Raw genomic sequence first — 12,944 nt, 5'->3', positions numbered from 1 at the left:
GCCGGTCAGGGCTGCGGCCCCAGCCAGTCCAGGCAGACCACCACCGCGTCGTCCACCAGGTCACCGGCGACGAAGGCCCGCAGGTCGCCGATCAGCGACCGGACCGCGTCCAGCGGCTCCATCGGCCCGGTCCGGCGCAGGAACCGGTCCAGCGCCGCCTCGCCGTAGCGCACCTGCTCGGTGGTGGCGTCGATGACGCCGTCACTGACCACGAAGAGCCGGTCGCCGCGCTCCAGCCGGAAGCGCTGCGGCCGGTAGTCGGTGCCCTCGAACATGCCGAGCGGGAACTGGTTGTCCAGCTCCTGCTCGGTCACCTCGCCGCCCCGCAGGCGCAGCAGCCGGGGCGAACCGGCGTCGACCACAGTCATCTCGCCGGTGGCCAGGTCCAGCTCCACCAGGAGCACGGAGACGTGCTGTTCACCCCGGTGCTGGGCGTAGATGGCCTGGTCGGCCAGCGCGGCCTGGTCGGCCAGGTCCAGCCCGGCCCGGCGCGCGTTGCGCAACGCGTACGTGGCCAGCGAGGCGAGCAGTGCGGCGGCCACCCCCTCGCCGTAGCCGTTCAGCACCGCCAGCCAGAGCCGGTGACCGTCGTCGGACCAGTCGAAGCTGTCCCCGCGCACCGCGTACGCCGGCTCCAACTGCCCGGCCAGGCTGAACGACGGCCGGATCCGGCTGCGCCCGGGCAGCAGCTCCCACTGCATCTCGGCGGCCAGTGTCAGACGCCGGCTGCGCCGGGCCGTGCGGTAGATGTCGGTCGTCGCCATGACCGCGCTCAGCTCGTGGCCGAGCACCGTGGCGATGGTGCCCAGCTCCCGGCGGGCGTGCGGGTCGGCGGGCACCGGCGACACCTGGAGCACGCCCCGGCGTTCGCCGCGCATGCCCACCGGGAACCAGCCGACGCCGTCGGCGAACACCGGCTCCTGGTGGTCGAAGGCCCGCCAGGCCGGGTGACCCGGCCCGGTGAGCGACGGTCCGTCGTCCAGCGGCAGCAGCTCGGCGAGCCGGTAGTCGACTTGGTAGAGCGCGGTGCGGGTGACGCCGTACGTACGCGCCAGCTCGGCGGCGAGGCGGTCCACGATGAGATCCGTCGGTGCCTCGGTCAGGGCCCGGCGCGCGTGGCCCTCCGCTCCGCTCATCTTTGCTCCTTTGCACAGGTCGCCGGGCAGGTCCGGGGAGTAGTCTCGGGCCCACCATGACCGAAGAGCGCGGTCCCCGGGGACCTGAAACGAGTATGTCCGCCGCCCTGGACGAGGCGGCAGGCACCTTGCTCGCCGTCTGGGAGGCGGCCCGGGAACGCACCACCAGCCGGCTGTCGAGTGCCCAACTACGCGCGATCATGGTCGTCGAGCAGTATGACGGCATCAACCTCCGCCGGCTCGCCACGCTCACCGACATGTTGCTCTCCTCCGCCAGCCGGCTGTGCGACCGGCTGGTCGCGGCCGGGATGCTGGAACGCGAGCCGGGCCGCTACGACCGGCGGGAGATCTCCCTGCACCTCACGCCCGCCGCCATCCGGCTCCTCGCCGAGCTGCGCGCCGACCGGCGGCACCGGCTGGAGCGGATCCTGGCCGGGATGAGCCCGGAGGGCCGGCTCGCGCTGGTGCGCGGCATGCGCGAGTTCGACGAGGTGGGCCGGCGCGGGGAGGCCACGGTGGCGGACGGCTGGCCGATGCTGCAACCCTCCGGGGAACGGATCGGCGACCCGGGCCGGCCGTCCGGCGAGCCACCCGTCGCCCGTACCGCCTGACTCAGCCGGCGCGGGCGGAACCGCCCGGCGTGCCCTCGCGGGCGGCCCGCAACCGCGCCGCCACCCGGGGATGCTCGGTCAGCGCCCGTTCCAGCGTGTCGAGCACCTCGTCCAGCAGCGCCCGGCCGCCCCGGGACGTGAGCGCCTCCTCCTGCCACCCGACGAAGTCGCGCAGCAGCCGGTCGTCGTCCACCCGTACCGCCGCGATCAGCGCGTCCACCAGGTGCGCGATGCCGGCGGCGACGTCCTCGGCGGTCTCCTGTGGTGGGTTCACAGTGGACAGGGCGAGCCGGACCAGCTCACGCCGCCGGTGCAGCACCGCCACGTACGAGTCGTCGGGCGGGGGCGGCGGCGCACCGGTGTCCGCGGCCGAGCGTGGCCGGTCCAGCAGCGTGACCGCGTCCCGCGCGCTGGCGCCCCAGGCCGCCGCGCCGATCGTGGTGGCCCAGCGGCCCTCCGGACCGAAGCCGGGGCCACCGGCGAGCACCGGCACCCCGGCCGCGCGGCTGGCCTCCACCATCCGTGCCGCCCGGACCAGCCGGTTCGGCTGCACGCAGCTCAGCAGCACCGCGTCCGGGCCGGTCTGGTGCAGGTAGGTGACCAGGTGCCGGGCCGGCACGCTGGCACCGAGGAACGTCACCCGCCAGCCAGCCGCCCGGACCACCTCGGCGACGATGCGGGCGGCCAGCGCGTGCCACTCGCCCTCGACGCAGGCCATCACGACGTGCCCGCGTCGCGGTGCGCCGATCGTCGCGCTCACCGCGTCCACCACCTGCTCGCTGACGTGGGTGGCGGCGTGTTCCTGGGCGACGCTCCACGACCCGGCCAGCCAGCGCCGGCCGATTTCCCGCTGCGCCACCGCGACCAGGTCGACCAGGACGTCCGCGACCGAGAAGCCGTCGGCCAGCAGGCCGCGCGCCAGTGCCACCGCACCGGCCCGGTCGGCGGCGTCCAGATGATCGAGGTACGCGGTGAGCGCCTCCGGCCCGATCCGGCGCTCGGCGCTCACCCGGCCGCCACGGCCAGCATGGCGATGTCGTCGTGCGGTTGCCCGTCCAGCCACTCGTCGACGAGCTGGAGCACTCGCTCGACGAGCGCGGCGGGCGGAAGCCCGGCACCGGTGGCGAGGGCCTGCCGCAACCGGGCGTCGCCGAACATGGCCGGCTCGGTCGGGCCGCCACGGGCCTCGGTCACCCCGTCGGTGTACGCCAGCAGCAGGTCGCCCGGCGCCAGCCGTACCTCGGTGCCGGCGAACCGGGCATCGGTGAGCGCGCCCACCGGCATGCCGCCCACCCGGACCGTCTCGACCTCGCCGCCGACACGGACGACGAGCGGTGAGGGGTGCCCGCCACCTGCGAGCCGGACCAGCAGCCCGCCGTCGGGTTCGCGGCGCAGCGCGCCGAGCAGGAGCGTGGTGAACTGGGCCCGGCGGGCCGCGTCGGGGGCGTCCAGCAGCGCCCGGTTGAGCAGCTCCAGCAGCTCCCGGGGGCGCTGCTCGACCAGGCGCAGGGTCTGCAACGACTGCCGCACCCGTCCGGTCAGCACCGCCGCGCCGACGCCCTTGCCGCAGACGTCGCCGAGCGCGAACAGGCCGCCCTCGCCGGTGGGGAACAGGTCGTAGAAGTCGCCGCCGATGCGCAGGCTGTCACCGGCGGCGCGATAACCACCGGCGAGCGTCATCCCGGGCAGGCGGGGCAGCTCCGGCGGGAGCAGGCTGTTCTGCAGCACCCGGGCCAGGTGGGCCTGCTCGCCGTACAGCTCGGCGGCGGCCAGCGCGGCGCCAGCCCGGCCGGCGAACTCCCGGGCCAGGGCGATCTCACGCTTGTCGAAACCGGCCCGCTCCGGGCGGCGGGCCAGCACCAGCGCGCCGGCCGGACCACCGGCGCTGGGCATCGGGCTGATCAGCACGGTGCCGGGGCGGCCGAACCCGGCGGGCAGCACCTCGGCCAGGTCGGCCAGTTCGGCGTCCAGCCAGGGACTCGGTTCGGTGAGGTCGCCTTCGAGCGCCTCGACCAGGCCGGGCACGGACTCCACGGTGGGCCAGCCGGCCAGGCCGGTGACCGGGCCGGGGTCGCCGGTGGCGTACCGGATCCAGTGGGGTTGGTCCTCGGCGGGCGGCGGCGGGCGGTGCACCACCACGGCGGCGTCGGCCAGGTAGGGCACCGGCAGCGTCACCGCGGTACGCAGCGTCTGCTCCCGGTGCAGGGACAGCCCGAGCCGGCTGCCCGCCTCGGCGAGGAACGCGGTGCGGGACCGTTCGGCGAGCAGCGCGTCGGTGCGCGCGTGTTCCTCGGTGACGTCGCGGACGTACCAGGCGTTGCGGTCGTCGGCCAGGGGGCGCCGCAGGCCGCGCAGCCGCCGGCCGTGGTGTTCGGTCTCGAACGCGTCCGACCCGGCGACCGCCGCGTCGGCCAGGGCCGGCACCCGGCACGCGGCCAGGTCGACGCCGGGCGTCACCTCGGGGAGCAGGTCGGTGGCCATCGCGTTGACGAGCGTGACCACGCCGGCGTGGTCGATAGTCACGACCGCCTCGGCGAGCCCGTCCAGCAGCTCCCGGGCCAGACGGCCGTCAGCCGGGAGCGCGGCCTCGGCAAGCCGCCGGGGCCGTCTCCGCGGGGTGTGTCCGCCGCCGCTGACCGGCCCCGCGACACCGCCCCGGCGCGCGGCGGTCACCTCCGGTGGCCGGGCGCTTCGGTCGGTCGACCCCTGCGCATGCTGTCGGTGCACCCCTCGCTCGTGGACACGTTGCCTGGCGGCAAGCGTACCGAGCGCGGGCACGGAATGCCCGTCCAGGATCATCCGAGGTCAGGCGGCCCGTGCCAGCCATCCCACCGGCCGGTCGACGATCCGGCGCACCACCGAGCCGGCCCCGCCGACCGCCGCCGACTGCGCCCCGAGCACGGCCGGGCGTACCGTCACCGGCGCCCAGGCGGCGGTGAGCACCCGCCGGGAGACCTCCGCCTCCACCGGCGGCCGCAGCCAGGGCGCGAGCCGGGCATATCCGCCCCCGAGCACCACGGTGTCCAGATCCAGCAGGTTCACCACGCCCGCCACCGCGATTCCGAGGGCGGCGCCGGCGTCGGTCAGGGCGGTCAGCGTGGCCGCGTCGCCGGCCCCGGCCAGGTCGGCGAGCCGGGCGGCGGCGGTGTCGGCAGGCAGTTCCGCGCCGGGCAGCCCGGCGGCGGCCAGGATCGCCTCCTGGCCCGCGTACCGCTCCAGGCAACCCTGGCCACCGCAGCGGCACGGGCGCCCCTGCGGCTGCACCGGGAAGTGACCGATCTCTCCGCTCCAGCCGCGTGCGCCCCGGTAGAGCGAGCCGTCGAGCACGATGCCGGCGCCGATGCCGATCTCGCCGGTGACGTGCAGGAAGCTGCGCGGGCCGGCCGGGCCGGCATACAGCTCGCCGAGCGCCGCCAGGTTGGCCTCGTTGTCGACCACCAGCGGCGGCACGCCGTCGACCGGCTCGGCCAGCGGGTGCCCGGCGAGCAGCGCCGGCACGTCCACGTCCCGCCAGCCCAGGTTCGGCGCGAGCCGGACCAGGCCGCCGTCGCCCACCAGGCCCGGCACGGCGAGCGCCGCGCCGGCCAGGGTCAACCCGTCGCGTACGGCGGCGGCGCGCGCCTCGGCGGCCAGCGCGGCGAGCCGGGCGAGCGCGTCAGCGGGGGAGACCGGGCGCAGGTCGGCGCGGCGGACCAGGTGGTGCCGGACGGCGCCGGTCAGGTCGACGACGCAGGCCGCCAGGTAGTCGACGTTCACCTCCAGGCCGAGCCCGGCCGGGCCGTCGGAGGCGAGCACCAGGCCCCGGGCCGGGCGGCCCGCCCCGGTACGCGGCTCCGGCTCCGCCTCGGCGACCAGCCGGCCCGCGATGAGGTCGTCCACGACTGCGGAGACGGTCGCCCGGGTCAGGCCGGTGTCGGCGGCGATCCCGGCGCGCGAGGGCGGTCGATCGGCGGCGGCGATCCGCCGGAGCACCACCGCGAGGTTCAACTCGCGCAGGCTGCCCTGCCGGACCGCCCCGGCGGTGCTGGTGCTTGTCACCTCTTGACACTGCCACATCGCCGCCATTTAATTCAACCGCTGAACAAATCGCGGAAGACGCCACCACCTGGAGGTCTGCCATGGCACCCCGCCCCACCCCCGCGGACAAGTTCTCCTTCGGCCTCTGGACGGTGGGCTGGCCCGCCCGTGACCCGTTCGGCGACGCCACCCGGCCCGAGCTGGACGCCGTCGAGGCGGTGCACCGGCTCGCCGAGCTGGGCGCGTACGGCATCACCTTCCACGACGACGACCTGGTCCCGTTCGGCGCGGACGCGGCCACCCGCGACGCCCGGCTGAGCCGCTTCCGCAAGGCGCTCGACGAGACCGGCCTGGTCGTGCCGATGGTCACCACCAACCTGTTCAACCACCCGGTGTTCAAGGACGGCGGCTTCACCAGCAACGACCGCGACGTACGCCGGTACGCGCTGCGCAAGGTGCTGCGCAACATCGACCTGGCCGCCGAGATGGGCGCGAAGACCTTCGTCATGTGGGGCGGCCGGGAGGGCGCCGAGTACGACGTCGCGAAGGACGTCCAGGCCGCGCTGGACCGCTACCGCGAGGCCGTCGACCTGCTCTGCGAGTACGTCGTCGACAACGGCTACGACCTGCGCTTCGCCCTGGAGCCCAAGCCGAACGAGCCGCGTGGCGACATCCTGCTGCCCACCGTCGGCCACGCGCTCGGCTTCATCTCCACCCTGGCCCGCCCGGAGATGGTCGGGCTCAACCCGGAGGTCGGCCACGAGCAGATGGCCGGGCTGAACTTCGCCCACGGCATCGCCCAGGCGCTCTGGCAGGGCAAGCTGTTCCACATCGACCTCAACGGCCAGCGCGGCATCAAGTACGACCAGGACCTCGTCTTCGGCCACGGCGACCTGCTCAACGCGTTCGCCCTGGTCGACCTGCTGGAGCACGGCGGCCCGAACGGCGGCCCGGCCTACGACGGCCCGCGTCACTTCGACTACAAGCCGTCCCGCACCGAGGACATGACCGGCGTGTGGGCCTCCGCCGAGGCGAACATGCGCACGTACCTGCTGCTCAAGGAGCGGGCCGCGGCCTTCCGCGCCGACCCGGAGGTGATCGAGGCGCTCGCCACCGCCCGGGTGGCCGAGCTGGCCACCCCGACGCTCAACCCCGGCGAGGGCTACCGCGAGCTGCTGGCCGACCGGACCGCGTTCGAGGAGTTCGACCCGGAGGCCACCGGGGCGAAGGGCTTCGGCTTCGTCCGGCTCAACCAGCTCGCCGTCGAGCACGTGCTCGGCGCGCGCTGAGGCGGGCCGCCATGCCGCTCGTCGCGGGGGTCGACTCGTCGACCCAGTCCTGCAAGGTGGTCGTCCGGGACGCGGAGACCGGCGCGCTGGTCCGGCAGGGCCGCGCGCCGCACCCGCCCGGCACCGAGGTCGACCCGTACGCCTGGTGGGAGGCCCTGCGGGCGGCGGTGGCCGAGGCCGGCGGCCTGGCCGACGTGGCAGCCGTCTCGGTCGGCGGCCAGCAGCACGGCATGGTCTGCCTGGACACCTCCGGTGAGGTGGTCCGACCTGCGCTGCTGTGGAACGACACCCGGTCCGCCGACGCGGCCCGGGACCTGGTCGAGGAGGCCGGCGGCGGGGAGACCGGCCGCCGGTTCTGGGCCGAGGCGACCGGCGCGGTGCCGGTGGCCAGCTTCACCGCGACGAAGCTGCGCTGGCTGGCCCGGCACGAGCCGGACAACGCCGACCGGGTCGCCGCCGTCTGCCTGCCGCACGACTGGCTCACCTGGCGGCTCGCCGGCGCTCAGGGCCTGGACGCGCTGCGCACCGACCGGGGCGACGCCAGCGGCACCGGCTACTGGTCGCCGCGCACCGGCGAGTACCGGCTGGACCTGCTGGAACGGGCGTTCGGCCGCCGCCCGGAGGTGCCGGTCGTGCTCGGCCCGGCCGAGGTGGCCGGGCACCTGGACCCGGCGGTGCTCGGCGACGGCGCGGCCGGTCCGTCCGGAGGCGGCGGCCCGGGGCTCCTCGGCCCCGGCACCGGGGACAACGCCGCCGCGGCGCTCGGCGCCGGCGCCGGACCGGGCGACGTGGTCGTCTCGATCGGCACCTCCGGCACCGTCTTCGCGGTGGCCGACACCCCGGCCGCCGACTCCAGCGGCGCGGTGGCCGGGTTCGCCGACGCCACCGGCCGGTTCCTGCCGCTGGTGTGCACGCTCAACGCGGCCCGGGTGCTGGACGCCACCGCGACCCTGCTCGGCGTCGACCTCGACACGCTCGGCGAGCTGGCCCTGTCCGCCCCGCCCGGCGCGGACGGGCTGGTGCTGGTGCCGTACCTGGAGGGGGAGCGGACGCCGGACCGGCCGCACGCCACCGGCGAGCTGAAGGGCCTGACGCTGCGCACGTCGACCCCGGCGCACCTGGCCCGGGCCGCGGTCGAAGGCATGCTCTGCGGGCTGGCCGACGGCCTGGACGCGCTGATCGCGCAGGGTGCCCGCGCCGACCGGATCATCCTGGTCGGCGGCGGCGCCCGGTCCGCCGCGGTACGCCGGATCGCGCCGCAGGTCTTCGGCCGCCCGGTGGTGGTGCCGCCGCCGGGCGAGTACGTGGCGGACGGCGCGGCCCGGCAGGCCGCCTGGGTGGCGCTGGGTGGCGACACCCCGCCCGCCTGGTCGATCGGCGACACCGAGGAGTACACGGGTGAGGCGGTCCCCGCCATCCGCGAGCGCTACGCCCACGCCCGGGGGTAAGGAAGGGCCCCTTCTTAACGCCTGCGGTAGAGGAGGGGCCCCTTCTTAACACGCGCGCCGGCCGGGGGCGGTGTCCCGGATCCGGCCCGCACCTGATTGGCTGCCCTGCATGAAGGGCACCAGGATCTCCCGGCGCGGGAACACGGCACACCGGTTCTACAGCGTCGTGGTCTTCGTGGTGCTCGCCTCGCTGGACAACGTGGCGATCGGCCTGGTGCCCCCGCTGTACGGGCCGATCTCCACCGCCCTCGACGTGCCCCAGCGGATGCTCGGCCTGGTCACCGCCGTCAGCTTTCTGGTCAGCGCGGTGGCGGCGGTGGGCTGGGCGTACGTCGGCGACCGCACCAACCGCAAGCCGCTGCTCATGGTCGGCACGCTGCTCTGGGCCGCCGGCACCGGGGGCAGCGCGCTCGCCGGGGGGTACGTGACGTTCCTGGCCGCGCAGTTCGTCGGCGCTGTCGGCCTCGGCGCGGTGGGGTCTGTCGGTTTCTCGGTGGTCACCGACCTGATCTCGCCGCGCCGTCGCGGCCTGGTGATGAGTTTCTGGGGGCTGTCCCAGGGCGTCGGCACGCTGGCCGGGACGCTGCTCGGCGGCCTGATCGGCGCGACCGACTGGCGGCGGCCGTTTCTGCTGCTGACCGGCGTGGGCCTGGCCGCCACGGTGGCGTACCTGTTCACCTACGACATCCGGCGCGGGCAGAGCGAACCGGAGCTGGCCGGGGCGATCGACGCCGGGAACGAGTACGACTACCGGATCAGCCGCGCCGACCTGCCCCGGATCCTGGCCCGCCGGACCAACCGCTGGCTGATCCTGCAGGGGCTGACCGCGCAGGCCGCGTTCGGCTCGCTGGTCTGGCTGCCGGTGCTGTTCAGCCAGCGGGCCGAGGCGCAGGGCTACTCGCCCGCGACGGCAGTGGTGGTGGGCAGCGTCTTCGCCACCCTGTTCCAGCTCGGCGGCGTGCTGTCCATCGTGGGTGGCCTGGTGGGCGACGCGCTGCAACGGCGTACGCCCAGTGGCCGGGCCATGGTCGCGGCCGTGGGCATCCTCGCGGCGCTGCCGTTCTACCTGGTCCTGTTCTTCGTGCCGATCCGGATCGACGTGCCGGACGGCGCCGGTGCCGGCGCGGTGGTGACGGCCGTGCTCGCCAGCGTGCTGACCGAGCCGTCGGTGGGGCTGAGCCTGCTCACCGCGGTGGTGGCGCTGGCGCTGACGTCGGCGAACTCGCCGAACTGGTTCGCGTTGATCGCCGACGTCAACCCGCCCGAGCACCGGGGCACCGTCTACAGCCTGGGCAACCTGGTGAACGGCGTCGGCCGGGCGGCCGGCAACGGGCTGGTCGGGGTGGCGTTCGCCGGGCTGCGGGCGGCCTTCCCGCCGCCGCTGAACTACGCCGTCGGGCTGGCCGCGTTCCAGCTCTTCTTCATCCCGACCGGGATCATGTACTGGCTGGCCGCGCGTACGTCGCCCCGGGACATCGCGCAGGTGCACGACCTGCTGCACGCCCGCGCCGAGCGTTTGGAAGAGGGAAGGGCCCCTCGTTAACAAGGGGCCCTTCCTCTACCGCAGGCGTTAATAAGGGGCCCTTCCTTACACCCGGAACCAGACCGTCACGTCGGTCGGCACCACGTCGCCGTCCAGCGGCGCGCTCGACACCAGCACCTCGGCGCCGGCCGGCAACGGCGCCGCGTCCGCGCCGAAGTTGGTGAGCACAGTGACGTCGCCGTTCGTGAACGTGAGCACCTCGTCGCCGGAGGACAGGAACCGCAGCGGTCCCCGGGCCAGCGCGTGCTCGCGGCGCAGCCGCAGCGCGGTCCGGTACAGCTCGTACGTCGAGCCGGGCACGCCGCGCTGCCGGTCCAGCGCGTACTCGGCCCACACGGGCGGCTGGGGCAGCCAGCTCGCGTCGGTCGGCCCGAAGCCGTACGACGGGGCGTCGGCCTCCCACGGGATCGGCACCCGGCAGCCGTCCCGGCCGCGCTCGGTGTGCCCGCTGCGCTTCCAGGTCGGGTCCTGCCGGGCCTCGTCGGGCAGCGTGGTGTGCTCCGGCAGCCCCAGCTCCTCACCCTGATAGAGGTAGGCGGAACCGGGCAGCGCGAGCATCAGCAGGCTGGCCGCGCGGGCCCGGCGCAGGCCCAGCGCGGCGTCCGGCTGCGGGTCGTCCACGCCGACGCCGTTGGCCCGGCCGCCGCCGCTGCCGAGGCCGAGCCGGGAGGCGTGCCGGACCACGTCGTGGTTGGACAGCACCCAGGTGGTGGGCGCGCCGACCGAGTCGGTGGCCTCCAGCGAACGGGTGATCACCGCGTACTGGGCCGGTGCGGTCCAGGCGGCCATCAGGTACTCGAAGTTGAACGCCTGGTGCATCTCGTCCGGGCGCACGTACCGGGCCAGCCGCTCGGCCGGCTCCACCCACGCCTCGGCGACGAGGATCCGCTCACCGGGGTACGAGTCGAGCACCCGCCGCCACTCCCGGTAGATCTCGTGCACGCCGTCCTGGTCCCACATGGGCGGGCGCGGCTTGTCCACCTCGCTGCCGGAGAGGATCTCCTGCGGCTCCTGCCAGTCGGCCAGGTCGGCCTGCTTGATCAGGCCGTGCGCCACGTCCACCCGGAAGCCGTCCACGCCCCGGTCCAGCCAGAAGCGCAGCACGTCGAGGAACTCGGCGCGCACCTCCGGGTTGTCCCAGTTGAGGTCGGGCTGGCCCGCGTCGAACAGGTGCAGGTACCACTGTCCGTCGGGCAGCCGCGTCCAGGCGGGGCCGCCGAACACGCTCACCCAGTCGTTCGGCGGCTCGGCGCCGTCCGGGCCCTTGCCGTCGCGGATCACGTAGCGCTGCCGTTCCGGGCTGCCCGGCGCGGCGGCGACGGCCTCGGTGAACCAGCGGTGCGCGGAGGAGGTGTGGTTGGGCACCAGGTCGACGATCACCCGCAGCCCGCGGGACTTCGCCTCGGCGATCAGCTTGTCGGCGTCGGCGAGCGTGCCGAACAGCGGGTCGACGTCGCGGTAGTCGGACACGTCGTACCCGGCGTCGGCCTGCGGGGACGGGTAGAACGGGGACAGCCAGACCGCGTCGACTCCCAGCTCGGCGAGGTGGTCGAGCCGGGACGTGATGCCCGGCAGGTCGCCGATCCCGTCGCCGTCGGAGTCGGCGAACGAGCGCGGGTAGACCTGGTAGATGACCGCCTCGGTCCACCAGCCGGTGCCCGGGGCCTGCTGCGTCGCGTCGGTGTTCAGCGCCTTACTCCTGTCTGGGTGGTGCGGGACGAGCGAGTTATTCAGTGTGCCCGGGGCGGCGCCGTCGATTCGCGCACCACCAGGCGAGTGGGCAGGATCACCGGGGGCGGCGTCCCGTCGCCCGTGTCGGCGCCGCGCGGCGTGGGCACCAGGCCGGGGTACGGCTCGGTGACCCGCACCCCCAGCGGGTCGAGCAGGATGCGGGCGGCGAGCACTCCCTGGTCGGCGGCGGGCTGTGCAATGGTGCTCAGGCCGAGCACGCCGGCCACGTCGTGGTCGTCGATGCCCATCACGCTCACGTCCTGCGGCACCCGAAGCCCGGCGTCGCGCAGCGCGGTGATCGCACCCATCGCCATCTCGTCGCAGGCGGCGAAGATGGCAGTCGGCGGCTCGCCCCGGGCCAGCAGCTCCGCCGTGGCCCGGGCGCCCCCGTCGATGGTGAACCGGGACTCGACGTCGAGGCTCGGGTCGGGTCGCAGCCCGGCGGCCCGCAGCGCCTCCTGGTAGCCGCGCCGCCGGTCCAGGTGGGTGGTGAAGGCCAGTTCGTCGTCCGGGTCGCCGGAGATGTGCGCGATCCGGGTGTGGCCGAGGTCGAGCAGGTGGCGGGTGGCGGTCCGGGCGGCGGCCACGTCGTCGATCCGGACGCAGGGCCACCCGGGCACCTGGCCGCCGGAGCTGATCGTCACGCCCGGCAGGCCCAGCTTCGTCAGCGTGTGCACGTCGGCCGCCCGCAGCGGCGTGGCGACCAGGATGATCGCGTCCACGCGTTTGTGCAGGCTGGCCGTGCGCAGCACCCGCTGGCGGGTCCGTTCCCGGCCGCCGAGGTTGTAGAGCAGCAGGTCGTAGCCGCTGTCCTGGAGGAACTCCTCGACCGCCTCGACCACGGTGCCGAAGAACCATCTGGTGATCCGGGGCACCACCACCGCCACCGTGCCGGTCCGGCCACCGGCCAGCCGGCTCGCGCTGGGCGACACCGCGTACTGGAGCTGTTCGGCGGCGGCGAGCACCCGGCGGCGGGTCGCGGCCGAGACCGTCGGCAGGCCGCGCAGCGCCCGGGAGACGGTGGCCGTGGACACCCCGGCCAGTCGGGCGACGTCGTCAATCCTGGTCATCGTGGACTCCCCGCACTGACCCGGTCCCGCCGCCGCCGGAGCGCTGCGCGCGCTGCTGAAGCGCTAGCCGGGCCGGACTTCGTTGGCGACGGCCACTAA

The 12,944-nt window shown here is 75.1% G+C and carries 10 protein-coding genes; 4 read left to right on the top strand and 6 right to left on the bottom strand.

Features of this window, described 5'->3' with window-relative positions:
* Positions 1 to 5: 5 nt before the first annotated feature.
* Positions 6 to 1,136 carry a PP2C family protein-serine/threonine phosphatase gene (locus tag AB0B20_RS23890; protein ID WP_357473552.1) on the bottom strand — a complete coding sequence of 377 codons (1,131 nt, stop codon included), beginning with the start codon at positions 1,134 to 1,136 and terminating at the stop codon, positions 6 to 8.
* 95 nt (positions 1,137 to 1,231) lie between these two features.
* Between AB0B20_RS23890 and AB0B20_RS23885 the strand changes: the two genes are divergently transcribed.
* Complete coding sequence (locus AB0B20_RS23885; RefSeq protein WP_357473549.1) at positions 1,232 to 1,747, top strand: MarR family transcriptional regulator; 516 nt, start codon at positions 1,232 to 1,234, stop codon at positions 1,745 to 1,747.
* Between the two features lies 1 nt (position 1,748).
* Here the strand turns inward: AB0B20_RS23885 and AB0B20_RS23880 are convergent, their stop codons facing one another.
* The 3 genes from AB0B20_RS23880 to AB0B20_RS23870 all read right to left on the bottom strand — a co-directional run bounded on the left by AB0B20_RS23880 (position 1,749) and on the right by AB0B20_RS23870 (position 5,812).
* On the bottom strand, positions 1,749 to 2,756 hold the full coding sequence (locus tag AB0B20_RS23880; protein ID WP_357473546.1) for a cobalamin-dependent protein: 1,008 nt from the start codon (positions 2,754 to 2,756) through the stop codon (positions 1,749 to 1,751).
* Positions 2,753 to 4,474, bottom strand: coding sequence for a PP2C family protein-serine/threonine phosphatase (locus AB0B20_RS23875; RefSeq protein ID WP_357473543.1), 1,722 nt, complete (start codon positions 4,472 to 4,474; stop codon positions 2,753 to 2,755). The genes AB0B20_RS23880 and AB0B20_RS23875 overlap by 4 nt, the downstream gene beginning before the upstream one ends.
* 78 nt (positions 4,475 to 4,552) lie before the next feature.
* Positions 4,553 to 5,812, bottom strand: a complete 1,260-nt coding sequence (locus tag AB0B20_RS23870; protein WP_357473540.1) for an ROK family protein — start codon at positions 5,810 to 5,812, stop codon at positions 4,553 to 4,555.
* Positions 5,813 to 5,865: 53 nt separating this feature from the next.
* Here AB0B20_RS23870 and xylA point away from each other — a divergent pair, with 53 nt between their 5' ends.
* The 3 genes from xylA to AB0B20_RS23855 all read left to right on the top strand — a co-directional run bounded on the left by xylA (position 5,866) and on the right by AB0B20_RS23855 (position 10,044).
* A complete protein-coding gene (gene xylA, locus AB0B20_RS23865; RefSeq protein WP_357473537.1) occupies positions 5,866 to 7,053 on the top strand; it encodes a xylose isomerase in 1,188 nt (395 codons plus the stop codon).
* An 11-nt stretch (positions 7,054 to 7,064) separates the two neighbouring features.
* Positions 7,065 to 8,501, top strand: a complete 1,437-nt coding sequence (gene xylB, locus AB0B20_RS23860) for a xylulokinase (RefSeq protein WP_357473534.1) — start codon at positions 7,065 to 7,067, stop codon at positions 8,499 to 8,501.
* A 109-nt stretch (positions 8,502 to 8,610) separates the two neighbouring features.
* A complete protein-coding gene (locus AB0B20_RS23855) occupies positions 8,611 to 10,044 on the top strand; it encodes an MFS transporter (protein ID WP_357386185.1) in 1,434 nt (477 codons plus the stop codon).
* Between the two features lie 45 nt (positions 10,045 to 10,089).
* Here AB0B20_RS23855 and AB0B20_RS23850 read toward each other — a convergent pair whose 3' ends face one another.
* Both AB0B20_RS23850 and AB0B20_RS23845 read right to left on the bottom strand, forming a co-directional pair.
* Positions 10,090 to 11,733, bottom strand: coding sequence for a glycoside hydrolase family 13 protein (locus AB0B20_RS23850; protein WP_357386368.1), 1,644 nt, complete (start codon positions 11,731 to 11,733; stop codon positions 10,090 to 10,092).
* Between the two features lie 41 nt (positions 11,734 to 11,774).
* Entirely contained in the window at positions 11,775 to 12,845 is a 1,071-nt protein-coding gene (locus AB0B20_RS23845; RefSeq protein WP_357386187.1) for a LacI family DNA-binding transcriptional regulator, read from the bottom strand.
* Between the last annotated feature and the right edge of the window lie 99 nt (positions 12,846 to 12,944).

Source organism: Micromonospora sp. NPDC049151 (assembly GCF_040648395.1).
GTDB lineage: Bacteria > Actinomycetota > Actinomycetes > Mycobacteriales > Micromonosporaceae > Micromonospora.
The sequence above is the reverse complement of the archived record's forward strand: the minus strand, read 5'-3'. Positions and strand labels throughout refer to the sequence as shown.